The following is a 25,648-nucleotide window of genomic DNA, read 5'->3' as shown; positions in this document are numbered from 1 at the left end:
CAATTTTTTATTATGCTATACTTAAATTAGCAGGAAAGGAGGTTCTTTTGTGCCTAGAAAGCCTGTTACTTCTAGTAGTTTAAAATCAGTTGGACATTGGATTACCGATGAATATTGGAAATTAAATTTATTGATTTTAAGTTATATTTCAAAATTAATGATATTAATTTTTTATCTTTATCAAGTTTTATGGACACAAAAGGGATAAAGATTTATAATAATAAATAGATTTTGTAGAAAGCTAGAGGAGGAATTAAAATTTTAAAAAAATTATATGAAAAATTAATGCTGTGGGAGGCATTTAAAATATTACTTATAGGAGTTACGGCCTATGGGATAGCCTCTTACCTTTTAGGAGGAATACCTTCATTTTTAAGTGCTGTATCAGCAGTGGGAGGATATTTTTTTAATTTAAAGGGTTTGAATACTTGAATTGTATAATTAAATGCAACAAAAAAAATTCATAAATATTTCCTTGGTATAATGTAAGTGCGACCAAACATTAAAGGAGTATTTATGAATCATAAACATTTTACCATTGAAGAAAGAGAAAGTATATTTAAATTTTTAGCGCAAAAAAAATCAATTAGTTTTATTGCAGCTAAATTAAAGAAAAATAGAGTTAGTATTTATAGAGAAATTAATAGAAATTCAGTTGATGGTGAGTACACTCCTAATAAAGCCCAGTTTTTATACAAAAAAAAAACAACTTTGTGGAAGAAAGCACAAATTAAGAGATTCGATCCTTTTGGTAGATATTCAAGAAAAGTTAGAATCAGGTTGGAGTCCAGAACAAATATCAGGAAGAGCTAAATTAGACAACCAATATTCTATTTCATTTAAAACAATTTATAGAGCAATATATCTTGATTTTCTTACGGAGAGTACTAAATACCTTTTAACTAGAAAAGGCAAACAAAAGCCTAGAGGATTGAAAGAAACAAGGGGTAAAATCCCTAATAAAAAGATGATAGAAGAAAGGTCTGAAGAAGCGAATGATAGAAGTGAGATTGGTCATTTTGAAAGCGATACTATCGTTGGCGCAGGAAAAAAAGGTGCTATGATGACTTATGTTGATAGGAAATCAAGATATCTTGTAGCGGAGCTAATGATTAATAGAAAATCAGATACTTTTAATGAGGCAACAATAGAGAATTTTAAATATATACCTAAAGAATACATAAAAACATTTACATCGGATAACGGGAAAGAATTCTCTAAATTTAAAGAATTAGAGGAAGCATTAGGTATTAAAGCTTATTTTGCTAACCCTTATCACTCATGGGAGAGAGGAACAAATGAGAATACAAACGGTTTATTAAGGAGAACTTTCCCTAAAGGGACTATTTTTAGTAAGATAAAGAGATGTGAATTTTATAAAGCGGTAAACAAAATTAATAATAGACCAAGGAAGTGTTTAAATTGGAAAACCCCAAAAGAAGTATTTTGGGGTGAAATTGAAAAGTGTTGCATTTAATTTGACAACGTAAGATAAAAAAAGAATAACCATCAGAACTATAAATCTATGGATAATTTTTAGTCTGGCTGTACTCATACCATATATTGCTAAGGAAAGTACCACAGCTCTGGTAGCATGTACTTTTATATTTGTAGGGGTTACAGCTTTTTTCTCATTGGAGGAGTACCTGGGGGGATTTCTAGCCCATGTCCCGGCTATGTATATCTATATCTATTCATTTTTTAATAAGGAACCAAATGATTATCTAAAAAGTTTACTCGGGGTTTTAATAGGGATTTTAGTAGGTTATCTATATATTCGAATATTCTGTAGAAATAATCCCAATGATAGGATGGAACAGGCGGTGGAAGACTATTTGGATTCCCTCATAGAAGAGGTGAAATCCTGCAGAAATGGAAAAAATATTCAAAGGGCAAGAGAAGAGGGACGAAAATTTTATAAAAAATTTTTAGATGAATTTTATAAAACTTCCTATGGATCATATTTAGGAGATGAAAAGGGGAAAAAAAGTTTTGAATTTGTCCTTTCTCTCCATCAGCTCATTGAAAGATTTAGAATAAAGAATAAAAAAGAGCCTTTTACTCAGGATAAATATCTAGAACTGGAAATTTTTTTAAAAGATGTAAAGAATAATAAAGATATAGATATAAAAACATTGAGAATTCCTGTAAATACAGCAAAAGTTATCTTGAAAAATCGTAAAAATTTGTTGGTTAAAAAAGAAAATGAGTCTGAAAGGGAGTATAAAAAAAATCGTAAGACACTATATTATCTGAAAGAGAGTTTGTCTCTGAATACAACCAGGATGAGGCATGCTATACAGCTTGCGACAACTTTTACAATAGGGATATTTATATTTCAAAAATTTGGAATGGTTAAAGCAGTCTGGCTGCCGACTGCTATGGTAGTTATAGCACAGCCCTATGGAAAGGATTCTAAAAAGAAAATTTGGGACAGAATACTAGGGACAGTATTTGGATTACTCACTGTAAGTATTATAATTTTAGCAGTTCCAAGTACTGAAGGGAGATTGATTATAGCAATCCTATCTTTTTATCCATCCTTCTGTCTGATGAGAGTTTCATATGTTGCAGTTGTAATATTTGCAACAATTAGTGCAGTACTCATGAGTTTATCATATCTGTCACCGGAAAATAGTTATATGCACAGGATGTTATATACAATTATGGCAGGAACAATAGTGTACATTGTAGAATTTTTATTAAAGGACAGAAGCAGAGTAACCATAAAGAAAAGATTAATTCGAATGATTGAAAATGATGTTGTCCTTTTAGATGAAATGATAAACCTTTTAGGTAATAAAGGGAAAAAACATTTAGATGAATATATTATGAGGGGTTATATGTTTAGAGAAATCCTTATAAAAGACCTGGAAAATGCCGGAGAAGAAAATAGTAAGGTGATACTTAAAGACAGTCTTGTATTTATGGATAAATTAAAATTAATGTACTCCAGGATAAGAAGTAATGATATAGATGTAAAATATGTAGAAGTTTTGATCTTGATAAGTGATTTTGTAAAAAGTTCTATAGTTTCTATAAGGATGGAAAATTCACAAGAAATATTAAAATACAAGGATAAAATTGAAAATTTACTCGAAAGTCCTATAGATGATACAATGATAATAGAAATTTTAGAATTGATGAAACATTATATGGAAAATTTTGACAACAGAAATTATTTTTGGAAAAATCAGGGGAGGTAACTCTTCTTTTTTTTATTAAAATTTTGTTTAAGAAGTATATAGAATATTAAATCAAAGAAGCAGAAAGAATATAGAGGAAAAAAACAAAAAGGATTTATAGGTAAAAAAAGGTATAGTTATATTAACAGCAGAGTACGTCATCAAATAATAGTGAGGTGATTGTAATGAGATATACAGAAAACTTTTTTGAAGAAGGGATAGTGGTAGATAAAAATGAAGATTTTTACTTAGTAGTAGATGATACCAGTGACTTCCATGTAATAAAATCTTTGGAAAAAATACAATTACAATCGTATATTTATTGGAATAAAAATGAGCAGATATATGGAAGGTTTCCAGCAAGAATAATTCCTGCAATGTTTTATTCTAGAAATGAACCGGTAGAAAACTGGTTTGAACCAATGCCTATTAGTAGTTAAGTTATAAATTTAATATGAGGAATAAAAATATTTGAAAGAGTCAGTTTAATAAAGTGGCTCTTTTTTATATATAATATTTTTTGGGGAAAGATTGAATTATTAATTGGATCTATAGTATCATTTAATTACTAAGATAATGTTTATTCAAAAGACAGAGGAGGAGATGAAAATAAAATACAGTATAGGAGAGGTCAGTAAACTTTTTAATATACCTATAACCACATTGAGGCACTACCATAATAAAGGGATATTTAAAGCTGGATATATAGATAAAGATACAGGATATCGATATTATTTTTCAGATCAATTTGAACTGTTAAATAATATTTTAAATTTAAGATACAGCAAGATTCCCCTGGATAGAATAAGGGAATATACAGAAAATGGAGAGATTTCCCTCCTAAAAACAATTTTTTTAGAACAGAAAGAAGAGTTAGAAAGGACAATAAAGGAGCTAGAGTGTGCTAAAAAAAGTGTGGAGGAGAGACTCTGTTATATAGAAGAGGTAAAAAATATTCCTGACTTTGAAAAGGTATTGGTTCAACATATGGAGCCGGAGAAAATATTTACCATAGATAAAGAGTTCTACAAAGAATGTGATTTGGAGCTTTTAGTGAGGGCGTTAGGGGAAAAAACAGATTTTTCCCATTCATTGACCTTGGGAAATGTAGGTCTTTTGATGGAAGAGTATTCTGATTATAATAAATATACAGGTGTTTATTTAATCAATAAAGATTTTAAAAACCTTTCAAATGTTTCTATAAAGCCGGAAGGGGAATATTTGACCATATATTTTAAAGGGAAAAGAGATGATTCTCCTAAATATTATAAAATTTTAGAAAGATATATAAAAGATAATAACCTAGAAACAGAGGGGTTATTCTATGAGATAGCTCTGGTAAGTACTTCTATATCTCCTGCTGAAAAGGAATATATCAGGAGGATAGAGATAAAGAAAAAATAATTTAGCATTGACTCTCTACCAGGTGGAGACTGTATACTTCAAATTATATAAAGTATCTAAATGGGAGGAAGAAAAATGCTGGGAACAATAGTAAATACGGCTACTATAGTAGCAGGAGCAACAATAGGAAGTTTCCTTAATAAGGGAATTGAAGAACGATACAAAGAGAGAACCATACAGGGAATGGGTTTTGTCGCAATGGCCATAGGGATATCTAATATTTCAAAGGGAATGACCCTTATAGACAATCCATTGGTATTCATACTCAGTATAGGAATAGGAGCTGTATTGGGAGAATGGATCAATTTGGATAAAAAAATAGATCTTATAAGTAAAAAATATGAAGGGACTCAGAACCCGGTACAGGGGATAGTTATCGGAGTTATATTGTTTTGTGTCGGAGCATTGTCTATAGTAGGGCCTATAGAGAGTGCCATAAGAGGAGATAATACCATGCTTTATGCCAATGCTGTGCTGGATGGAATAACTTCTATAATTCTTTCAATAAATTATGGAATATCCATAGCCCTGGTAGGGATTATACTTTTTCTCTGGCAGGGAAGTATATATCTTGGAGCTAGTGCAATGCAGGATATAGTAACTCCAGAGCTCTTAAATCAGCTGACTATATTGGGAGGGATCTTTATTTTAGGAACGGGAATAAATATTCTGGGGATGGCTAAAATAAAAATTTTAAACTTTCTTCCTGCTCTTTTAATTCCATTTATAGCAAAAGTTTTTGGAATTATTTAGATAAAAAAATGCTGCTTTTACTTCCATTAGGGAGCAAGCAGCATTTTTTAGTTAATTTATTACAGCGAGTTGCATATTATTTTCGATTTTTCTAAAAGATTTCATCATCATAAAGGTGCTTATAATCAGGCAGGTAATTTCTGCCATAGGAATAGCCATCCATATCCCCTTGGCTCCAAATATAGAGGGAAGGGTAAAAAGGAATATTCCAACAAAAATAAGGGATCTGAGACATGCTATACTTGCAGATTCCAACGGTTTTTCTATAGCTGTATGAAATGAACTGGATATTATATTTATAAAAGAAAATATATAAGCAAAAACAAAGTAAGCAATAGCTTCGTTTGTTAAAGTAGTCAATGAAGCATTTCCATCAGTAAACATATTTACTAGGGGAGCACTATAAAACTTCATTAGAACAAAGAATGTGACCCCTATAGATCCACCAGTTATGAGGGAAACTTTTAATACATCATATATCTTCTGTATTCTTTTTGCTCCTAAATTATATGAAATTATAGGTTGTAATGCCTGAGCCAGGCCATAGAGGGAGATGTTAACAATGGTATTTACATAAAATACTATTGTAAGGGCTGAAATCCCTATTTCTCCTATTTCCTTCATAATTATTCTATTAAATAAAAAAGCTGCTATTGATGTAGAAACCACTGTCAACATCTCAGAACTTCCGTTATAGAGTATATTTTTTAATAATTTAAAGTCTTGCTTAACCTTATAAAATTGTATTTGTGATCTTCCGTTGAAAAAATAACCAAATAGTGTTAATCCACCTAAGAGGTTTGCTATTGCTGTGGCATAAGCTGCTCCAGATATTCCCCAACCAAATTTTACAATAAACAGGTAATCCATGATTATATTACTCAGACAGCATACAAAACCACTTAAAAAAACAGAGTTTGGTTTTTCTCCAACTCTAGCAAATGTTTCTGTATAGATAGGAAGATTCAAAGCTATACACAATAATAATAAGGGCTTCATATAAGCTTTTACTAGGGGTAATAACCCTGCGTCTGCTCCTAAAAATAATATTATTTTATCTAAAAAAAGCAGACTTCCTATGGAGATTACACCGACTATTATTAAATATGATACCAGAGTAAAGGTAGCAATCTCTCCCGCTCTTTGTTTTTGATTTTTCCCTAAAGAGATAGAAGCTAATACTGCCCCACCAGCTGAGATCATCATGACGATACTCATAATTGTGTTCATATAGGGCATAGCTAAATTAACCGCTGCAAGACCTCTGGGTCCGACGATATTTCCTATAAACATTCCATCTATCATTATCTGTATAGATACAATCAATAACCCTGCTATACTAGGGATTGCGAACTTAAAAAATACTTTTTTTACACACCCGTTTTCCAGGCTTAAATTTTTCATAACTAACCTCCTTGTTTCTCTATACATTATAAACTATATATTATACTATATAGTCAAGAGTATTTAGGAGGTTTTATGAAAAAAAAATATAAGATAAATGATATAGCCAGTTTTTTTAAGATTTCTCGTCAGACCCTTATCTATTATGATAATATAGGGCTATTTAAACCTAGATTTGTAGACAGTGAAACCTCTTATAGGTACTATGGAGAGGAACAATTTTCTAATTTGAGGTTTATACTTACACTGAAGGAGGCTGGATTTTCACTAAAGGAGATAGGAGAATATACTAAAAGTCGCTCTCCTGAGGAAAGTCTGGACTATTTAGAGGAGAAGAAAAGGCTGGTGGATCTAAAAATAAAAAGAATGATTGAATCTAAGGTCAAAATAGATAGAAAAATATCTGAAATAAAAAATATGATGAAAAAGGATGATATCGAACCCCAGATGATATACTTTGAATCGATGGAAGCCATTGCTATCCAAATAGAAAAACCTTGTGATTATTTAAAATATGATAAAACATTTTCCGATTTAATGGATATAAGGGAGGAGCTGAATATAGAAGGAGATGATTATTTTGTGAGAATATCAAAGGAGGAAATTGTTTTAGGAAATACAATGGAAGTAAAAACTATTGGTTTTTTTACTCCCACTTTCTGTAATCACAAAAATAGCCTAAAAATAGAGGGAGGCTGGTTTGCTTCTATAATGCATAAAGATACATGGGACACCATAGAGATAAGTTATGAAAAACTACTCAAATATGTAGAAGAAAATGGGTATGAGGTTGTTGGAGACTCTATAGAGATTTTCAATGAAGTTATAGTTCATTTAGGGAAGGGAGAGGGTTCGATCACTCAGATAACTTTTCCTGTTAAATACCGTAAGAAATAGAACAAAAAGAGATCCCGGATAAAATAGGGATTTTTTTTTTGTTCTCCTTTTAGGGAGAAAACAGAGATAACTCTTATTAGTTTTTTTGAAAAAAGAAGAAGATGAGGTATACTTAAAAGATATATTCAAATAATAAATTTTTATAGGCATAACAAATAAACTTATTAAAATTTATAAGGGGGAGAAAGGATGAAAATAATAGATTTAACACATATTATAGATGAAAAAATGCCTGTTTTTCCAGGGACAGAACCACCTAAAATTATTCAAAAAAATACAATAAAAAAAGATGGATTTGCCGAGAAATTATTGACTATGTATTCTCATACTGGAACTCATATAGATGCTCCTGTCCATATGATAGAGGATGGAAATTCATTGAGTGATTTTTCTGTTGAAAAATTTATAGGAAGGGGAATTGTAATTCCTTTGGAGTCAGATGATTTAATAGATTTAAATTATCTAAAGAAATTTGAAACTCAAATAAAAGAAGCTTCTTTTGTGTTATTTTATTCTGGTTGGGATGAATTTTGGGGGAGGAAAGAATATTTTAATGGATTTCCATCTCTTACTATAGAAGCAGCTAAATATATTGTGGGGTTTGATTTAAAAGGTATAGGCATAGATGCCGTATCTATAGATGCGATGGAAAGTAAAACTTTTGATATCCATCATATCCTGTTAAAAAAGGATTTGATAATTATAGAAAATCTAAAAAATTTAAAATATCTCATCAATAAAAATTTTGAGTTATATATTACTCCTCTAAAAATAAAAGGTTTAGATGGGTCTCCAGTAAGAGCATTTGTAAGGATAATCTAAATTAGAGATCATAAAATATTAACTGTAATACAAAAATGAAAAAAAATTAATTTGACTTTTTTTAGTAATTTGTATATTATATTCTAAATCCACAAGGGGTGGACACAAGATTAAAAAAATGTACAACAGAGGAGAAAAACTATGTTTATTAAAAATATGATAACAACCATAATAACCCTGACCTAAGTTTGCTTTCGAAAAACAGAAGCAAACCTCTTTTAGTTATTCCAACAAGAGATGCTTCTAATATAGGGTTTTTATAAGTCTATTTAGAATTTTTGTCTAAATAGACTTTTTTATTTATCTAGAAATCATGAAATTAATCAATGGATTTAAATTTATAAAAATTTTGACTATGATTAATTGGGTGCAACGTTATGTTGCTTTTTGTTAAAATTTGGAGGAGTGACCATGAAAAAATATAATATCGCAATTGCAGGAGCTACTGGATTGGTGGGGCAGACATTTTTACAGGTATTGAAGGAGAGAAAGTTTCCCATTAAAAATTTATACTTAATGGCATCATCTAGAAGTGCAGGAAAAATAATAAAATATAGAGGGAAAGATATAGTTGTTGAGGAATTGAATGAAAATTCTTTCGATAAGGATATTGATGTTGCACTTTTTTCAGCAGGAGGGAAGATCTCAAAAAAGTTTTCACCAATAGCAGCCTCAAAAGGTGTAGTAGTGATAGATAACAGTAGTGCTTTTAGGATGGTAGACGGGGTTCCGCTGATTGTTCCTGAAGTTAATCCAGAGGAGGTATGGAATCATAGTGGAATTATAGCAAATCCTAACTGTTCAACTATACAGTCAGTAGTACCTTTAAAAGTTTTAGAGGAAAAATATAAGATTAAAAGAATTGTATATTCCACCTATCAGGCAGTATCCGGTTCTGGATTTGCAGGGATTAAAGATTTAGAAGATGGATTAAAGGGAAAGGCTCCTGACAATTATCCCTATCCAATAGCCGGCAACTGTCTGCCTCATATAGATGTATTTTTAGAAAACGGCAATACAAAAGAGGAACAAAAAATGATAGATGAAACCAAAAAAATACTGACTAAAGATGTCAGGGTGACGGCTACTTGTGTCAGAGTACCTGTGCTGCATTCCCACAGTGTATCTATGAATATTGAATTTGAAAAAGAATTTAACATAAAACAAATAAAGAGAGATCTGGCTGGTGTAAAAGGATTAATTTTAGAAGATGATATAGAGAAAAATATCTACCCTATGGCAATCAATGCAAAGGGAAAAGATGAGGTTTTTGTAGGAAGGGTTCGGAGAGATGAGAGTGTTGAAAATGGTATAAACTTATGGGTAGTAGCCGACAATATAAGGAAGGGAGCGGCGACCAATACAGTTCAAATTGCGGAATTATTAATTGCTGAAAATAAGGGGAGAAATTTATGAAAATAGGAGTTATTGGTCTTGGGACAGTTGGAATGAATGTTGTAAAGATATTATCAGAGGAAAAAAACAGGAGAAATAAAGAGATTGGGGATATAGAGATCCTAAAAGTTTGTGATATTCAAATCAGTAATCTTATGGGATATGATTTTACAGATGATTATAAAGAAATTCTCAATGATTCTAGAATAGACACAGTGGTAGAATTAATCGGAGGAGTAGGAGCAGCATATGAAATTTCTAAAAGCACTCTGAATTCAAAAAAAAATTTGGTTACTGCAAATAAACATCTTCTGGCTCTCCATGGAAAGGAATTATTTTCACTGGCTGAAAAAAATCAGGTGAAACTCCAATATGAAGCTTCTGTAGGAGGAGGAATACCGGTTATTTCACCGATAAAAGAAAATCTGTTTGTAAATAATTTTAAAAATATTCGTGGGATTCTAAATGGTACATGTAACTATATTTTGACAAAGATGGAAGAGGGTTTGTCTTATTCAAAAGCTTTAGAAGATGCCCAGCTCAAAGGATATGCTGAGGCTGATCCGACATTTGATGTAAAAGGAATTGATACAGCCCACAAGATCAGTATCTTAGCTCATCTGGCCTGGGGAGAGTTAAAAGAATTTTCTAAAATTTCTATTGTTGGAATAGATGAACTGACTAAAGATGATATTGAAGTAGCTAAATCCCAGGGATTAAGGTATAAATTACTAGGAGAAGCCAATTTTGACGGGAAAGAATTAAATATAAATGTGGCTCCTGTAGCTATAAAAAAAGATGAACTGTTATATAGTGTAAATGGAGTTTATAATGCTGTGGAATTAGATGGGAATTATACTGGGAAAACGATCTTTTATGGTGAAGGTGCCGGTGGAGATGCCACAGCTGCAGCAGTAATTTCAGATATCTATAAGATCAAATTGGGAGGATAGATATGATAGTCGTTCAGAAATTTGGTGGAACAAGCCTGAAGGGCAGTGAGAGACTGCGTGAGGTAGCCAAATGGATAATAAAAAATAAACATGAAGGGAATAAGATGGTAATTATTGTATCAGCCCCTGGTGGGATGACCGATTCCCTTATAAATGAAGCTAAGGAGATGAACACTAATCCAAGGGGAAGGGAGCTGGATATGTTACTTTCGGTGGGAGAACAAATTTCAGCCGCATTACTTGCCATGGGAATAGAGGAATTAGGAGAGAAAGCTGTTTCATTTAACGCCTCACAGTTACAGTTAAAAACAAACGGCGAACACAATAATGCCAAGATTTTAGACATTTCTTCTGAAAAGATTCTAGAAAATTTAAACGATGATTATGTTGTGATTGTGACTGGGTTCCAAGGGGTAGATGATGAAGGAAATATAACTACTCTGGGAAGGGGAGGAAGCGACACTAGTGCTGTAGCCATTGGAGCAGCTATTAATGCTCATAAGGTTGAGATCTACACAGATGTAGATGGTGTATATACCTCAGATCCCAGAATTATAAAGGATGCTAAAAAAATTAAAAATATTTCTTTTGATGAAATGATTGAAATGGCGGATAAGGGATCTAAAGTTTTACATTGCAGGAGTGTGGAATTGGCTTCTAAATATGAGATCCCTATCCATCTGCGTTCAGCCTTTACATGGGAAGAAGGAACTTGGATTAAAAAGGAGAAAACTATGGAAAATTCAGTTGTGAGAGGAATCTCAAATATAAATAATTTGGCAAATCTAAAAATAAATTTAAAAAATATGGATGAACTTGTAGATCGTTTGGAAGAAAATAATATCAATGTAAAATTATTTCAGCAGTTGAGCAATTCTAAATTTTCAATTTTAACTGAAAAAGAAGATGCTCTGAGATTTTACAAGGTCTTAAAAAAAGGTGGCTATTCTCTGGAACTAAATGATGATCTAGGTATGATCTCTGTAATTGGATTGGGGATTGCATCTAATAATATCCCTAGAAAATTAGCTAAGATCTTAAATTTAAACGAGATAAATATCGATTCAATAACTTCTAATCAAACGAGTGTATCCTATGTGATATCTCAAAATAAATTAAATAATGCTAATGCTATTTTTCATCGTGAATTATTTGAATAGGAGACCTTATGGCTGTATATACTAACTTAACCAATGAACATAAAAAAGATATAAGAGCTCTTTACAACTTGGGAGAAAATGCTGATTTTATCGAAATTTCAGAAGGGATATTAAATACAAATTACTTGATTAAAGACAGGGATAAAAAATATGTATTCAGACTCTTAGAGGGAAAGCGAAATATAGGAGAGGAGTTAAAAGAATTGGATTTTTTAAACTTCTTAAATGAAAATGACGTTTCATGTCCCCAGGTATTTGTAAATAATTCAGGGGAAAATCATATGTTTATCCAGGAAAAAATGGGGTGTCTATTTGATTTTATCCACGGCAATAAAGTAAAAGAGGTCGATGAAGATGTTTTAGAAAAAATTGGATCTACCCTTGGAAAACTGCATAATCTGTCTAAGGGCAGATCTATTGAAAGAAAAAGAAAAATAGATTTAGATTTTTTTTATGAGAAGATCTCAAAGATAGATCTAAAATTTGTTTTAAAAGGTGACTATGATTTGATCATGGGAAGGTATAAAGAGGTAAAAGAAGTTGATTTTTCAAGACTTCCAAAGGGAATAGTTCACAATGATATATTCCCGGATAATGTATTCATGGGAGAAAAACTTTCATTGATTGATTTCAATGACTGTATGAATGCTCCGCTTATTATAGATTTAGCTATTGTGATAAATTTTTGGATTAAAATTAAAGAATTTCCTAAAGATAAAGAAAAGAACCTTATAAAAATATTTTTATATTCATATGAATGTGAGCGAAAACTATTACCTGAAGAGAAAAAAATACTAAGAAAAATGGTCTTAAAGATGGCTCTTACCTTTATTTTTTTAAGGATAAATAAATCGTATGTAGAGGATAACAGAGGGAAAAATATGGAAGTAAAGACTTATAAAGAACTTTTAATCTTACTTGAGGAGGAAATGGATGAAATATATTAGTACTCGGGGGAATGCTGAAGAATTTACAGCTTCCCAGGCCATTGAAAAAGGGATCTGTAGTGATCGTGGTCTATTTGTTCCTAAAGAATTTCCAAAGGTTTCTTTGGAAGAGATCGAAAAAATGAAGGGGAGCGACTATAAGGAGATAGCTTTAAGTATACTTAAAAGATATCTTATGGACTACAGTGAGGAAGAGCTGAAGGAGTGTATAGGAGTCTATGATGAAACGTTTTCCCATCCGGAAAAAACTCCAGTAGTAAAACTAAAAGATGGAGTCTATGTATTGGAACTTTGGTATGGGCCGACTCTGGCATTTAAAGATATGGCTCTTCAAATTATGCCTCGTCTTTTTACCTATGCAAGAAAGAAAAATAATGCCGAAAAAGACAGCCTTATCTTAGTCGCTACATCTGGAGACACAGGAAAAGCTGCACTAGAAGGCTTTAAAGATTTAGATGGTATAAAAGTAGTTGTATTTTATCCAGTTGATGGTGTCAGTGATGTACAGAGACTTCAGATGCAGACATCTGCAGGTAAAAATGTAGAGGTAGTTGGGGTTAATGGGAATTTTGATGACTGTCAGACTGCTGTTAAAAATATTTTTTTAGATGATGAGTTAAATAGATCTCTAGCTAAATTTAAACTTTCTTCAGCTAACTCAATTAATTTAGGCAGACTCCTCCCACAGATAATATATTATTTTAAGGCCTACCTTCAATTACTCAGAGATGATGAGATTACTCTGGGAGAAACGATAGATTTTTCCGTTCCTACTGGGAATTTTGGGGATATATTGGCCGGATATTATGCCAAACAAATGGGACTTCCTGTGGGGAAATTGATCTGTGCCTCCAATAAAAATAATGTATTATACGATTTTTTAAAAACTGGAATTTATAATAAGGAGAGGGAGTTTTTTAAAACTATGAGTCCCTCCATGGACATTTTAGTCTCTTCAAATTTAGAAAGACTTCTATATCATACTTTAGAAGACGGTAAGGTTTTAAATGAAATATATAATAAATTTGAAGAAAATGGAGTATTAGAGTTAGATGCAGTATCTCTAAAAAAGATCCAGGAGACCATAGTTCCTGACTATAGCAGCGAAGAGGAATGTTTAGAAACTATCTATAATACATTTGATAAGAATAATTATATGATTGATCCCCATACTTCAGTTGCCATGAATGGAGCCTTAAAAAATAAATTACGTAAAACAGTTGTTCTTTCCACTGCCAATATTTATAAATTTTCTTCTAGTATTTTAAAAGCATTTGATCTAGAAAAAAATAATGAATTTGAAAATATTGAGGCATTGGAAAAATTATCTAAAGAAGGTGTTCCATTGAAGATAAAAAAATTGAAATCACTCAAAATATTGCATACTAAAGTAGTTGATAAAGACAAACTCAAGGATATTTTGAAAAAGTTATAAACATATATTTGTCAAACTGAAAAAGGGACACTCAGTGTCCCTTTTTTGGTTTGAAATTAACGCTTATCTTTTAATACCATTTTTTTTCTGTAAATATAACTTCACTCCTAACTGTATCTATCTTCCCAAGATTTTTCTGAACCTTAGTTCTGATTGCATCCATCTCTGCTGCTGTAACAGCTTCCAAAGGTTTTAACAGTGTAAGAGCATGGTAATGTCGTCCTACTTTTAAGATTTTGAGATCGATAAAATGATATTTTTCAAAATTAACAGCTAATTTTAAAAGAATCATGATCTCTTTTTCTAATTTTTTCCCCAATGATTTACCTAAAAGTTCCTGGAGACTTCTTTTGAAAAGTCCCAAAGGCTCCTTTATCATCCAGGTAACCAAAACTAAAACAACTATGGAATCAGCAATGGGAACTAAAAAATCTAAGGCAGTTCCCTTTAAAAAAGCCAATGCCATAAGAGCTCCACCGGCTCCTAAACTTATCATACCATCAACCACTGCTGCAGATTGTTCCGCTTTTAATATCTCACTTTTATTTCCGGTTTTACTGTAATTTCTCTTATGAATTCCTGCCAGAGTGAAACAGAGAATTACATTTATCACGGTGTAGATCAGGATAAATCCAGGCTTTATCTCTGCTATAGGGCCCCCTGTTATATAGGTGATTATCTTAGATACTGCACCTAAAAATGAAAATAACATGATACCCAAAAGTACGAGAGCTCTAAAAGTTATATAGAGGGCTTCATAAAAGTCATATCCAAAGGGCATCTCCTCATCGGCATCCATGGCAACTTTTGCTGAAACACCTGCAGCTATCATAGAGGAAACAAAATTCACCATAGAATATAAGCCGTCTACCATAAGGGCACTTGATTGAGACAGGATAGCAAAGGTAACACCCATTATACCCATAACAACATTTAATCTTCTTCCCTGTTTGAGGGATATTTTTTCTATTTCTAAAACGTTCATAATTATCACTCCTTCAGTATAGAGTAAACCATATAGTTATTACGGTGTCAATATAGTGGTTATAATTTTGTATCTAAATTTAAATTTGTAAGGGAATTGACATAATTAAAAAAAATTGTTATAATCCTAACTAAAAATAAAATCGGACGAAGGTATGGGGAGAGAGCTTATAATATAAGCCACCGAAGAAGTAAAACTTTCAGGTTTCTGCAAAGGCAGATATGGACCCTTACTGGACGAGCCTCTGGAGAGACCCAAAATGGGCACCGAAGGAGCAAAACTGGTCTATAGACTGGACAAAACTCTCAGGTAAAAAGGACAGAGGAAGGAAAACATATGCATGCATATGTTTTATTTGCCTTCTAAAAAATTCTTATGGATTATTTCCACTTCAGAGGTTATGCTGCAGACTGCAGTCATAACCTCTTTTATTTTTGCTTAAAAATTTATTATGAATCACAGGAGGAAAGTAATGGAGAAAAAAAGTTTTGCAAGTGACAATTACAGCGGAGTACATCCGAAAATAATGGAGGCTCTTATGGAATGTAACCTAGGTCACGCAAAAGCATATGGGGAAGACAAGCACACTAAAAAAGCCATAGATAAATTTGAACAGATATTTGGTCAGGAGATCTATGTTGATTTTTTATATAATGGTACCGGAGCCAACACGGTGGCTTTAGATGCTATGACCGAATCATTTCAGTCTGTAATATGTCCGGAGCAGGCACACATAAATACATATGAAGTAGGAGCTCCTACAAAATTTACAGGATGTCCAATGATAGGGATAAAAGCTTCCGATGTAGGAGGTAAATTGAAAGTAGAAAGAGTAAGGGACTACCTGGAAATTTCCAAAGGGAGTATCCATCATTCCCAGCCGAGGGTTATCTCTATAACCCAGCCTACAGAGGTAGGGAGTGTCTATACCCTAAAAGAGATAGAAAAAATAGCAGATTTTGCCCATGAAAATGGAATGCTTCTTCACATAGACGGAGCAAGGATATTTAATGCAGCTGAGAGTCTGGGGATTGGATTTAAGGAGATGACAAAGGATCTTGGAGTGGATGTATTGTCATTTGGGGGTACAAAAAATGGGATGATGTTTGGAGAAGCTGTGGTATTTTTTAATACAGAGCTGGCTGAAAACTTTACTTATCGAAAAAAACAATGTACACAGTTGAATTCTAAGATGCGTTATATAAGTGCACAGTTTACAGCACTTTTAGAAGATGGACTGGGATTAAAAAATGCAAGACAGTCCAATAGTATGGCAAAACTCTTGGCTGAGAGTGTATCGGATATCCCTGGAGTTGAGCTGACAAATAAAGTTGAAGCCAATACTGTATATGCTATCCTTCCAGAAGAAATAATCACGGTTCTGCAGGAAAAATATTTTTTTTATGTCTGGGATTCAGTACGCTCAGAGGTAAGATGGGTAACATCTTTTGATATAACCGAGGAAGATGTAATGGATTTTGCAGAACAGATAAGGTGTGTTCTGGGAAAAATAAAAAAAGCCGCTTAACAACTTTGGAAAGAGTTTTAGAAGTTTATCTATTATATTTTCAAAAAAAGGATTTTGCAGGAATTTTAGTATATATATAATAAGATATAAAGAGATATGCAATAAGAGACAGGGAGAGTACAGAAAGAATAAAAAAATCAGATGAGAGGAGATAAATACCATGAAAAAAAATGAATTAGAGAAAGAAATTTTTAAGATTGTTCCTCAACTTTCATTTTTTGGAGGAACGTCACATGAAGAGATACATAATATAATGGAGTATATCCATGAGGAAAAAGTCGAGGCCGGGAACTATGTATACAGAGAGGGAGATTCTCCAGAAAATATTTATATTCTTTTAGAGGGAGAGATGGATTTTTTTATCTTAGAAGAAAAAATAGCCCATGGAGAGGTAGGACTTTTATTTGGGACCTCAGCTACCATAGGTATCCAAAAACAACTGGTATCTGCAATGGCCAAAACAGATATTAAACTGGGTGTAATTGCTAAAAGTTTTTTTATAGAGATGAGCGAAAAAGATCCTAAACTTTTTGTAAAGATAATATTAAATGTAGCCAGGGATCTGGCCAGAGATTTAAAATTTTTAAAAGATTATGTAAAAAAACAAAAATCTAAAGAGGTCATATAAGGTTTTAGTTGTTTTGCAAGGATAAAAACCAAATAAGGATGGTTTTGATATGAAAATAAAAATAATTACTGCATTGACTTTAATAATTTTATTATCTGCCTGTGGAGGCCGCGAGAAGGCTAGAGAAACTCATACTAAATTTTTAGATCTAAAGGGGAAGGTTAAATCAGTTAAATACTCCACATATGATGCAGAGTTAAAATTTGGAGAGATAAAAAAGGGTGCCCGGAGTAGTTCCGGTCAGGATAATAGGTACTTCTATTTTAATGAGGAAGGAGTTAAAATAGAAGAAGGAGAATACGACTCCTACGATCAGATTCAGATGAAAAGGTTATATAGATATAACGATAGTGGAAGGTTAATGGAAGTAAGGGACTTTAATTCTAAGGATAAATTTACAGGTAAAACAATATACAGGATAGATGATAAAGGGAATCTGATTGAAACCAGTGACTTTGATTCTAAAGGTAGGTTCATGGGTAAAATAATATATATAAGGAATGATAAAGGATATGCCGTTGAAAAAAATAGTTATGATTTAATGGGCAGCCTGAACTCTAAATTCAAATTTGAATATGACAGAAAGGGAAGGGTACTTGAATCTATATATTATGGGTCTGGTGATGAAGTGGAGGAAGAAACATATATTAAATATGACGGTAAAGGAAGAAAACTGGAAGTAAAGGTAATAACAGAAGGGAATGTTGTTATTAAAAATTTTAAATATGAGAATAAAGAAAAAGACGATCTGACTACAATGATTAAATTTGAGAATTATTTAATCATGTCTAAAACAATATACAGATATAAGTATGATGAAAATGATAACTGGATTAAAAAAATCAGTATCGAGGATGAAAAACCAAAAGTAATCGAGGAAAGAAAGATTGAATATCATATGTAGGGATAAAGTTAAAAGGGAGACGGATTAAATCGATCTCCCTTTTGTATGTAACTAAGATAATCTACTCTAAGTTGATTAAAAAATGGTTCTATTACTTATTTTTGGGGATTAAAAATTAATATATTATTCTTAGTACAAGGTATGGTACGATATTAAACATTATTGTGGCAATTTTGTAATGACCCAAAAATTGAAAATATCCACGGGATAAATCTTCTTCACTTATGTTAAATATTTTAGAATGAATGCGTAAAATCGGGCCTCGGAGGGAGGTTATAAAGATTAGTGAAAATAGACCTAATCCAATATTGATTATAGAGCACCAGCCAAGAAATCTTCTTATTACTTCCATATTATTCATATTTAGCCTCCTCTATTATTTTCATTTTGAAATATGTTTATAATATATATTTCACTATAAATTTAACGTTGTCAAATAAAACGATAACTTTTTAACACTATTGATAGATAATTTTGCATATTGACTATAATCTATTATTGAAAATTTAAATTTTATATAATTTTTCAATAAAAAAACTGTCCAAAATTATATGTCTTTAATAAACCTGGATTTTATCTCAAAAATAAAGGAATAGTATGATATCCCTCCAGCAAACTAAAATATTTGACAATTCATTCGGAATCGTATACGATGTTATAAATAGATAATAATGGAGGTAATAATATGGTTTTAGCAAGTTCTATAATAGGAATGATATATCATATCAGCAACAGCTATGCTGACTATCTTAAAGTTGAATTAAAAAAAAGAGAGATACCAATCGAAGGGAAGCATGTGGGTTTATTTATGGTACTTTTCACTAATAATAGTCTAGAGTTTAAGGAGATAGCACATAGATGGAGAAAATCTAAATCAACACTCTGTGATATTTTACGTAAATATTCTGAACAGGGACTTGTCGAAAAAGTAAGCTGCACTCTAGACAAGAGGCACCTGTACGTAAAACTTACTGAAGAAGGATTAAAATATGCAAGGGACTTTGATGAAATAGCATCTGAATTTTTAGAAAAAATTACATCTGGACTGTCTGAAACTCAGAAGAAGGACTTAAAAATAATACTTATGGATATGAAAGATAATATTAAAAAACCAGTTAAATAGAGTCGAAAAAAATATTATAAAATAGAATTGACAAAACATCCGAAATCGGATAAACTTTATTTATTCAATAATAATAAAATTTTAGGGGAATTTTCCCCATTTAATTTGTTAATAACGTTGGAAACCGTATTTTTTTAAATCAATCATCCGAAAATGAATAATTAATATTGAGGAATTAAAAAATAAACTATATAGTTATAGGAGAAGTAAATATGAAAAAATTAATATTGAGTACGATGTTGGTAATGGTTTTTTTAACTTTTTCTAACGATAGGGGTATAGATAGAGACGATTTTAATGATCTGAAATTAAGGGTTGAGGCTACTCACGTCAAAAAAGAATTAAAGCAAAACAGAAAAGTAATATTGAGCAATGTTTTTAGGGATGAGAGATTACTTTTTAATGATAAAGATATAGATAGAAATGATTTTGAGGATTTAAAATTAAGGGCTAAAGCTAGCTGTCCTAGGGAAGAGTTAAAAAGAAAAATGATGTTAAATCATCTTTTTTGGTGATTAAAGTCATTAGATATAATTAATAGTGTAAAATTTTTTTAAATGTATTGTCCGGAAATGAATGAATTTGTTTTAAGAATATAAATTAAACTGTAAAGCTGTAGGAGGCGTAGATATGAAGAAAATAATATTAGGTATGATGTTGGTAATGGGATCTCTATCTTTTTCAAGTGAGGAAGGGTCAACGGTAAAAATAAGTAATATATTTGATAACTATAAAAAGGAGAAATCTCAAGAACAAGAAACTTCTCAGGATAAATTGAATACAGGGGATTCAATAAAGATAAGCAATATTTTTGGTAGTTAAATCGTTTAGATGTAAATAATAAATAACGTGGTAAAATTTTTTTAAAACAATTATCCGAAAGTGAATAATTTTTAGAGGGTAAGTAAATAGCTGTAGGAGGCGTAGATATGAAGAAAATAATATTAGGTATGATGTTGGTAATGGGTTCGTTATCTTTTTCAAGTGAGGAAGGGTCAACGGTAAAAATAAGTAATATATTTGATAACTATAAAAAGGAGAAATCTCAAGAACAAGAAACTTCTCAGGATAAATTGAATACAGAGGATTCAGTAAAGATAAGCAATATTTTTGATAATTATAAGCCATTAGATAAAAATAGTTAAGAATATTTTACCCGATTGATAAAATATTTTTATCATAATTTAGATTGTATAGCCGCTAAATATATTTTTAGTATATTTGAATGAAGAGGATAAAGAAAAAAACCAGAAAATAATCTGGTTTTTTTATTTTTGTTTTAATTAATCTTTTTAACCATTAACACTTATATCTATAAATTTAAAATTAACAACATCAAATAAACCTTTATCTGTAACTTTTATTTCTGGAATGACAGGCAAGGCTAAAAATGCCAAAGTCATAAATGGGTCTAAATCTCTATTTACGCCCAATTTATCATAAGCTATCTGGAGCATCTCTTCGAGAATTTCTTTTACTATCTCAATAGGTTTATCAGACATCAATCCCGCGATTGGCAACTCTAGTTTCTTCAATACCTTACCATTAGAGACTATAACCACTCCTCCCTGTATTTTTTCAATCTCTTCTACTGCAAGATGCATATCGTGATCATTATCTCCTATGACTAAGATATTGTGGGAATCATTTGAAACAGTAGAAGCTATGGCCCCACCCTTAAGATTAAAGTTTTCTACCAGACTAAACCCTATATTTCCAGTGGCGTTATGTCTTTCAATTACTGCTAATTTTAGAATGTCTTTACCTTTGTTAAATATAAAGCAGCCTTTATTATCTGTTTCTACTTCACGGATTACTTTTTCAGTTAAAAGACTATGAGGCAATAATTTCATGACATTGACACGATTACTTGTCAGCTTGATCTTTAGATCTTTTTCATGAATTTTTTTGAAATTTACAGTACCACTAACCTTTGTAATTTCTTCCTTTTTTACCTGGAAGAGGGCTTTACCATTTTTTGCGACAAACTTTCCATTTTTTATAACTTCTAATACATTAAAATTTTCTAAAGAATCTACAATTATTAAGTCTGCGTCATATCCGGGAGCAATTGCTCCTAAATTTTTTATACCATAACATTCGCATACATTGATAGTTGCCATTTTAATTGCTGTTATTGGGTCTATCCCATTTTTTATAGCAGTTCTCACATTGTTGTCAATATGCCCGGTTTCTATTATATCCTCTGGATGTCTGTCATCTGTACAAAACAGACATCTGCTTTCATTTTCTGGGGTGATTCCCTCTATTAAGGCTTCTAGATTCTTGGCGGCACTTCCCTCCCTTATGGAAATATACATCCCCTTTCTCAATCTATCCTGCATCTCATCTACAGTGGAGCATTCATGATCCGTTTTTATTCCGCCTATTATATATGCATTTAGCTCTTCACCGCTGATCTCAGGGGAATGACCATCTATTATTTTATTATGATCTTGAGCTAATTTTAATTTGTCTATGATCTTACTGTCACCCTGTATTACCCCTGGATAGTTCATCATCTCTCCTAGACCCAGTACCATAGGATTATCAATTAACTCCTTTAATTCTTGGGCTTCTAGTATTGCTCCCGAGTTTTCAAATGGTGTTGCCGGTACACATGAAGGGAGCATAGAATAGACGTTAAGGGGAAGATCTTCACTGGAGTCAATCATAAATTTTATACCTTCTAAACCACAGACATTGGCTATTTCATGGGGATCTGCAATTACACTGGTTGTACCTTTAGGGACTACTGCCCGTGCAAACTGACCAGGAGAGATCATAGAACTTTCTATATGAACATGGCTGTCAATAAATCCTGGGGATAGATATTTACCATTTAGATCGATTTCATGTATACCTTGATAATCTCCAATCCCTATTATTTTTCCAGAATCAATTGCCAAATTACCTTCTATTATTTCCTTTGAAAATACATTAATAATTCGACAATTCTTCAGCAGAAGTTCCGCTTTTTTTCGTTTTGATGCTACATCAATTAAATGCTTTATTTTGTTATTCATTGTGTTACCTCCGTTTATATAAATTTTACCTATAGTTAAATAAAAAAATCCCATCACAAAAATGAATTGCTATAAAAGCGTTCATTTTGTAATGAGAAATTAAGGTTTCCCGTAGAAACCCCCAAACCAAATTATCGGGGTTATACGATTATTTTATTTTATATACTATATATTTTATTTTGAAAATTGTCAACTTTAATTTCTAATTGTAATAGATCGTTATATAATTTTTTATTATTTTGAGGCCTATAAATTTAGATCTTATGAAGGATAGTCTAGAAAATAATTGTAAATTAAATAAAGGGAGGTGGGAAGATGAAAAATAAAATTATAGGGATAATTTTATTGCTTTTAGTCTTGGCAGGATGCTCTAAGTTTGATAGTGATGAAAGACCAAAAGAAGATATCTACCTCAATAGTGGATTACTAAAATATGAGTTAGGAGATTATCAAGGGGCAATAGAGGATTATAATGAAGGAATAAAATTAAATCTTTATATAAAAGAAACTTATAATCACAGGGGGATAGCAAAAACAAATTTAGGGAATTATAGAGGAGCTATGAAAGATTATAGTGAGGCAATAGCAATAGATCCAAATTATAGAGATCCCTATCACAATAGAGGGAATATAAAAATTATATTAGAAGACTATAGAGGGGGAATAAAAGATTTAGATAAAGCAATAGAGCTCGATCCAAATTATAAAGAGGCATACTATGATAGAGGGGTAGCAAAATTAATGTCAGGAGATCTTCAAGGAGTGATAGTGGATTGCAACAAAGTAGTTGAGCTAGATCAAAACTATGCAGACGGGTATTACTTTAGAGGGTTAGTGAAGGAGATGTTAGAAGATTACAGGGGCGCAATGAAAGATTATAAAAAGGTAATAGAACTTGATCCAGACTATGTAGATGGATATTACGGCATTGGATTAGTGAAAGCTGAATTAGGAGATTACAGAGGAGCAATAAAAGATTATGATAAAGCACTAGAACTCGATCCAAACTATCTAGACATATATAACGACAGAGGCAGAGCAAAGGAAAAAATAGGAGATCATAAGGGAGCAGCTCAGGATTATAGTGAAATTATTAAAAGACGAGGATTTTAATAATAAATTTAAGTGATGGCAAGAAAAATCGAATCGACAGTACATTAATTATTTAAATAATAAAAAGGAGGGAGTAATGAAAATTATAGAACTTTTAATAGTGCTTTTTTTGATATTTATCTTGGTAAATTTTTATACAGGAAGATCTCAAAATGAAAAAAATAATGAGATTATTAAACATCAAAAGATCTATATGGAATCCCAGGAAAAATTAAAAAAAGCTACAGAAACCATGGAGAAGGAGTATGAAAAATATAAGGACTGATCCCCAAATTTAAAGCTGTATAAAAATAAAAAAGCAGTGATTTTAATTAATCAATGCTTTTTTCTATTTTAGATTATAATTCTTTATATAAATCTCTGAATAAATTTAATCTTTACATAAATTTTATATGTCTAAAGTAATATTTATTTGTCTTTTCTCTCAAAATAAATCCTCTGTTAATTAGGAGATCTAAAATTTTACCGATATCTTCTTCAGGTTTAAAAATAATATTATTACCAATTAATTTTTTTTGAAGTTCTTCTCCGTCGTAATAAATATAGGCTTTATCATCTTTATCTATCCAATTATTTTTTATGGATAAACTTAAAAGTCTGTTAAGTATTTCAATATATACATATAATGCATTATCTGTTAAATCCAACTTAAGCACCCAACTGGGGAAAAGAAATTGACCATAACGGTCGACTTCGTATATATATTTATTATCTTCTTCAAGATCTTTCTTTGTTATTATGAGGTTTTTATTTATTTTCCACATTATTTTCCTCCTTTTAAATTTCTAATAACTCCTATTGTAGGTTATTAGAAAATAGAGTTTATAATCCTTTAATAAACTTATAATTTTTTATCTGTCTTACCATTCCTGCCAATTTATTTCATCTTTGATCTGTCCATCTTCATAATATGAGATCATCTTCCCATCTAATTGACCCTCTTTGAAATCAAGTTTCATTTCAATCTGTCCATTTTTATAAAAAGAAAAATTTTCTCCTTCCTGCTTGCCCTGTTTAAAATTAAATTTAGCTTCAATCTGTCCATCTTCATAGTAGGAGATCACTTCTCCATCTAACATATCATTTTTAAAATTAAATTTTTCTTTGATCTGCCCGTTTTTATAATAAGAAAAATTTTTCCCGTCGTACTTACCCTGTTTAAAATTAAGTTTTTCCTTGATCTGTCCATCTTTATAGTGTGTAACTAAAACCCCTGTATATGGTCTCCCTTCATTTGTGATATAAATAAGGCCATCTTTTTTTTGTGTATTAGAAAATAGTTCTTCTCTTTTTTCACAACTTATTAAAATTAAACATAAAACAAATACAACTAATAATCTTTTTTTCACTTTTTCACTTCCCTTGTAGTCTTTTTCTATTAAAATAATATATCTTAATATTAAATAAGTCAAGGTTAAGTTTATTTTAATTTTCCTCATGTTAATATAAGAGATTTCTTTTTAAAATAATGAGAAATAAAAAAAAGAGATGTTATATCTCTTTTTACACTTTAAAAAATTTATTTTTCACACGTAATTAGAATGCCACCGGTAAAAGTTCTTAAAAATTTAAAAAAATTATTGAGGTATAAAGGCAGTGTCTTTAGTTCCAGTTCATAAAATTTATATTTTTTATTATTATCTATGCCAAGCTTAATGTTTGATATACAGAGCTCTTTTTTAATATGATCACTGAGGTTTTCTCCTAAAAAATTATTATTTGAATTTAATACTTGCTCTATAGAAAATCCGCCTCTCAAGCAAAGTAGTTTTAAATTTTCTCTTTCTTCTAAAATAGCGTATCCTTTCACAATTTCCCCCTTTTTTCATTGAAATTATAAATATCAGTTAATATATTATCTATATATAATATATTAACTGATTATTGAGTAAAACGCTAATTAAAATATGTTAATAAAAATTAAATTAAAGTAATATTCAGTGTGAAATCAATAAAAAAAATTCATATACAGGAAATGTGATTAAG

30 protein-coding genes and 3 riboswitches are annotated in these 25,648 nt (G+C 31.1%); of the genes, 24 read left to right on the top strand and 6 right to left on the bottom strand.

What is annotated here, in order from left to right; genetic code table 11:
* The first annotated feature begins 49 nt into the window (after window positions 1-49).
* The 8 genes from NRK67_14065 to NRK67_14030 all read left to right on the top strand — a co-directional run bounded on the left by NRK67_14065 (window position 50) and on the right by NRK67_14030 (window position 5,342).
* The gene (locus NRK67_14065) at window positions 50-208 is read left to right on the top strand and encodes a hypothetical protein (protein ID UUV18402.1); all 159 of its coding nucleotides are present in this window, start codon (window positions 50-52) and stop codon (window positions 206-208) included.
* 77 nt (window positions 209-285) lie between these two features.
* Window positions 286-432, top strand: coding sequence for a hypothetical protein (locus NRK67_14060; protein ID UUV18401.1), 147 nt, complete (start codon window positions 286-288; stop codon window positions 430-432).
* 84 nt (window positions 433-516) lie between these two features.
* The gene (locus NRK67_14055) at window positions 517-813 is read left to right on the top strand and encodes a helix-turn-helix domain-containing protein (GenBank protein UUV18400.1); all 297 of its coding nucleotides are present in this window, start codon (window positions 517-519) and stop codon (window positions 811-813) included.
* On the top strand, window positions 749-1,477 hold the full coding sequence (locus NRK67_14050; GenBank protein ID UUV18399.1) for an IS30 family transposase: 729 nt from the start codon (window positions 749-751) through the stop codon (window positions 1,475-1,477). Before NRK67_14055 ends, NRK67_14050 begins: the two co-directional genes overlap by 65 nt.
* A 157-nt stretch (window positions 1,478-1,634) precedes the next feature.
* Window positions 1,635-3,206, top strand: a complete 1,572-nt coding sequence (locus NRK67_14045) for an FUSC family protein (GenBank protein UUV18398.1) — start codon at window positions 1,635-1,637, stop codon at window positions 3,204-3,206.
* Between the two features lie 164 nt (window positions 3,207-3,370).
* A complete protein-coding gene (locus NRK67_14040; GenBank protein ID UUV18397.1) occupies window positions 3,371-3,625 on the top strand; it encodes a hypothetical protein in 255 nt (84 codons plus the stop codon).
* Between the two features lie 163 nt (window positions 3,626-3,788).
* Window positions 3,789-4,589 (top strand): MerR family transcriptional regulator, encoded by an 801-nt coding sequence (locus tag NRK67_14035; protein UUV18396.1) that lies wholly within the window; start codon window positions 3,789-3,791, stop codon window positions 4,587-4,589.
* Window positions 4,590-4,664: 75 nt separating this feature from the next.
* The gene (locus NRK67_14030) at window positions 4,665-5,342 is read left to right on the top strand and encodes a DUF554 domain-containing protein (protein UUV18395.1); all 678 of its coding nucleotides are present in this window, start codon (window positions 4,665-4,667) and stop codon (window positions 5,340-5,342) included.
* Between the two features lie 51 nt (window positions 5,343-5,393).
* Here the strand turns inward: NRK67_14030 and NRK67_14025 are convergent, their stop codons facing one another.
* On the bottom strand, window positions 5,394-6,746 hold the full coding sequence (locus NRK67_14025) for an MATE family efflux transporter (GenBank protein UUV18394.1): 1,353 nt from the start codon (window positions 6,744-6,746) through the stop codon (window positions 5,394-5,396).
* Window positions 6,747-6,821: 75 nt separating this feature from the next.
* Here NRK67_14025 and NRK67_14020 point away from each other — a divergent pair, with 75 nt between their 5' ends.
* From NRK67_14020 to thrC, 7 genes are all read left to right on the top strand, one after another.
* Window positions 6,822-7,643, top strand: a complete 822-nt coding sequence (locus tag NRK67_14020) for a MerR family transcriptional regulator (protein UUV18393.1) — start codon at window positions 6,822-6,824, stop codon at window positions 7,641-7,643.
* 189 nt (window positions 7,644-7,832) lie between these two features.
* Window positions 7,833-8,465, top strand: a complete 633-nt coding sequence (locus NRK67_14015; GenBank protein ID UUV18392.1) for a cyclase family protein — start codon at window positions 7,833-7,835, stop codon at window positions 8,463-8,465.
* Between the two features lie 411 nt (window positions 8,466-8,876).
* On the top strand, window positions 8,877-9,881 hold the full coding sequence (locus tag NRK67_14010; protein UUV18391.1) for an aspartate-semialdehyde dehydrogenase: 1,005 nt from the start codon (window positions 8,877-8,879) through the stop codon (window positions 9,879-9,881).
* Window positions 9,878-10,813, top strand: a complete 936-nt coding sequence (locus NRK67_14005) for a homoserine dehydrogenase (GenBank protein UUV18390.1) — start codon at window positions 9,878-9,880, stop codon at window positions 10,811-10,813. Before NRK67_14010 ends, NRK67_14005 begins: the two co-directional genes overlap by 4 nt.
* Window positions 10,814-10,815: 2 nt before the next feature.
* Complete coding sequence (locus tag NRK67_14000; GenBank protein UUV18389.1) at window positions 10,816-11,973, top strand: aspartate kinase; 1,158 nt, start codon at window positions 10,816-10,818, stop codon at window positions 11,971-11,973.
* An 8-nt stretch (window positions 11,974-11,981) separates the two neighbouring features.
* A complete protein-coding gene (locus NRK67_13995; protein ID UUV18388.1) occupies window positions 11,982-12,920 on the top strand; it encodes a homoserine kinase in 939 nt (312 codons plus the stop codon).
* The gene (thrC, locus tag NRK67_13990; GenBank protein ID UUV18387.1) at window positions 12,907-14,355 is read left to right on the top strand and encodes a threonine synthase; all 1,449 of its coding nucleotides are present in this window, start codon (window positions 12,907-12,909) and stop codon (window positions 14,353-14,355) included. Before NRK67_13995 ends, thrC begins: the two co-directional genes overlap by 14 nt.
* 70 nt (window positions 14,356-14,425) lie before the next feature.
* Here thrC and NRK67_13985 read toward each other — a convergent pair whose 3' ends face one another.
* On the bottom strand, window positions 14,426-15,340 hold the full coding sequence (locus tag NRK67_13985; GenBank protein ID UUV18386.1) for a cation transporter: 915 nt from the start codon (window positions 15,338-15,340) through the stop codon (window positions 14,426-14,428).
* A 146-nt stretch (window positions 15,341-15,486) separates the two neighbouring features.
* Window positions 15,487-15,572: riboswitch (glycine riboswitch) on the top strand.
* Between the two features lie 2 nt (window positions 15,573-15,574).
* Window positions 15,575-15,672: riboswitch (glycine riboswitch) on the top strand.
* Window positions 15,673-15,812: 140 nt separating this feature from the next.
* Here NRK67_13985 and NRK67_13980 point away from each other — a divergent pair.
* From NRK67_13980 to NRK67_13950, 7 genes are all read left to right on the top strand, one after another.
* Window positions 15,813-16,868, top strand: a complete 1,056-nt coding sequence (locus NRK67_13980; GenBank protein ID UUV18385.1) for a low specificity L-threonine aldolase — start codon at window positions 15,813-15,815, stop codon at window positions 16,866-16,868.
* A 160-nt stretch (window positions 16,869-17,028) separates the two neighbouring features.
* Window positions 17,029-17,496 carry a cyclic nucleotide-binding domain-containing protein gene (locus NRK67_13975; GenBank protein ID UUV18384.1) on the top strand — a complete coding sequence of 156 codons (468 nt, stop codon included), beginning with the start codon at window positions 17,029-17,031 and terminating at the stop codon, window positions 17,494-17,496.
* A 49-nt stretch (window positions 17,497-17,545) separates the two neighbouring features.
* Window positions 17,546-18,400 (top strand): hypothetical protein, encoded by an 855-nt coding sequence (locus NRK67_13970; protein UUV18383.1) that lies wholly within the window; start codon window positions 17,546-17,548, stop codon window positions 18,398-18,400.
* A 685-nt stretch (window positions 18,401-19,085) separates the two neighbouring features.
* The gene (locus tag NRK67_13965; protein ID UUV18382.1) at window positions 19,086-19,523 is read left to right on the top strand and encodes a MarR family winged helix-turn-helix transcriptional regulator; all 438 of its coding nucleotides are present in this window, start codon (window positions 19,086-19,088) and stop codon (window positions 19,521-19,523) included.
* A 212-nt stretch (window positions 19,524-19,735) separates the two neighbouring features.
* On the top strand, window positions 19,736-20,038 hold the full coding sequence (locus NRK67_13960) for a hypothetical protein (protein UUV18381.1): 303 nt from the start codon (window positions 19,736-19,738) through the stop codon (window positions 20,036-20,038).
* Between the two features lie 115 nt (window positions 20,039-20,153).
* Window positions 20,154-20,345 (top strand): hypothetical protein, encoded by a 192-nt coding sequence (locus NRK67_13955; GenBank protein UUV18380.1) that lies wholly within the window; start codon window positions 20,154-20,156, stop codon window positions 20,343-20,345.
* A 107-nt stretch (window positions 20,346-20,452) separates the two neighbouring features.
* Entirely contained in the window at window positions 20,453-20,668 is a 216-nt protein-coding gene (locus tag NRK67_13950) for a hypothetical protein (protein ID UUV18379.1), read from the top strand.
* A gap of 147 nt (window positions 20,669-20,815) precedes the next feature.
* Here NRK67_13950 and ade read toward each other — a convergent pair whose 3' ends face one another.
* Window positions 20,816-22,549 (bottom strand): adenine deaminase, encoded by a 1,734-nt coding sequence (gene ade, locus NRK67_13945; protein UUV18378.1) that lies wholly within the window; start codon window positions 22,547-22,549, stop codon window positions 20,816-20,818.
* 69 nt (window positions 22,550-22,618) lie between these two features.
* Window positions 22,619-22,717, bottom strand: a riboswitch (purine riboswitch).
* Window positions 22,718-22,864: 147 nt separating this feature from the next.
* On the opposite strand from ade, the gene NRK67_13940 reads away from it, so the two are divergent.
* Window positions 22,865-23,662, top strand: coding sequence for a tetratricopeptide repeat protein (locus NRK67_13940; GenBank protein ID UUV18377.1), 798 nt, complete (start codon window positions 22,865-22,867; stop codon window positions 23,660-23,662).
* Between the two features lie 76 nt (window positions 23,663-23,738).
* Window positions 23,739-23,927, top strand: coding sequence for a hypothetical protein (locus NRK67_13935; GenBank protein ID UUV18376.1), 189 nt, complete (start codon window positions 23,739-23,741; stop codon window positions 23,925-23,927).
* A gap of 112 nt (window positions 23,928-24,039) precedes the next feature.
* On the opposite strand, the gene NRK67_13930 is transcribed toward NRK67_13935, so the two are convergent.
* The 3 genes from NRK67_13930 to NRK67_13920 form a co-directional block, all read right to left on the bottom strand.
* Complete coding sequence (locus NRK67_13930; GenBank protein UUV18375.1) at window positions 24,040-24,426, bottom strand: replication initiator protein A; 387 nt, start codon at window positions 24,424-24,426, stop codon at window positions 24,040-24,042.
* Window positions 24,427-24,522: 96 nt separating this feature from the next.
* On the bottom strand, window positions 24,523-25,011 hold the full coding sequence (locus NRK67_13925) for a toxin-antitoxin system YwqK family antitoxin (GenBank protein UUV18374.1): 489 nt from the start codon (window positions 25,009-25,011) through the stop codon (window positions 24,523-24,525).
* 170 nt (window positions 25,012-25,181) lie between these two features.
* Window positions 25,182-25,472, bottom strand: coding sequence for a hypothetical protein (locus NRK67_13920; GenBank protein UUV18373.1), 291 nt, complete (start codon window positions 25,470-25,472; stop codon window positions 25,182-25,184).
* Window positions 25,473-25,648 lie beyond the last annotated feature (176 nt).

The organism is Fusobacteria bacterium ZRK30, from assembly GCA_024628785.1.
Taxonomy (GTDB): Bacteria; Fusobacteriota; Fusobacteriia; order Fusobacteriales; family Fusobacteriaceae; genus Psychrilyobacter.
This window is presented reverse-complemented; position numbering and strand designations above follow the sequence as displayed.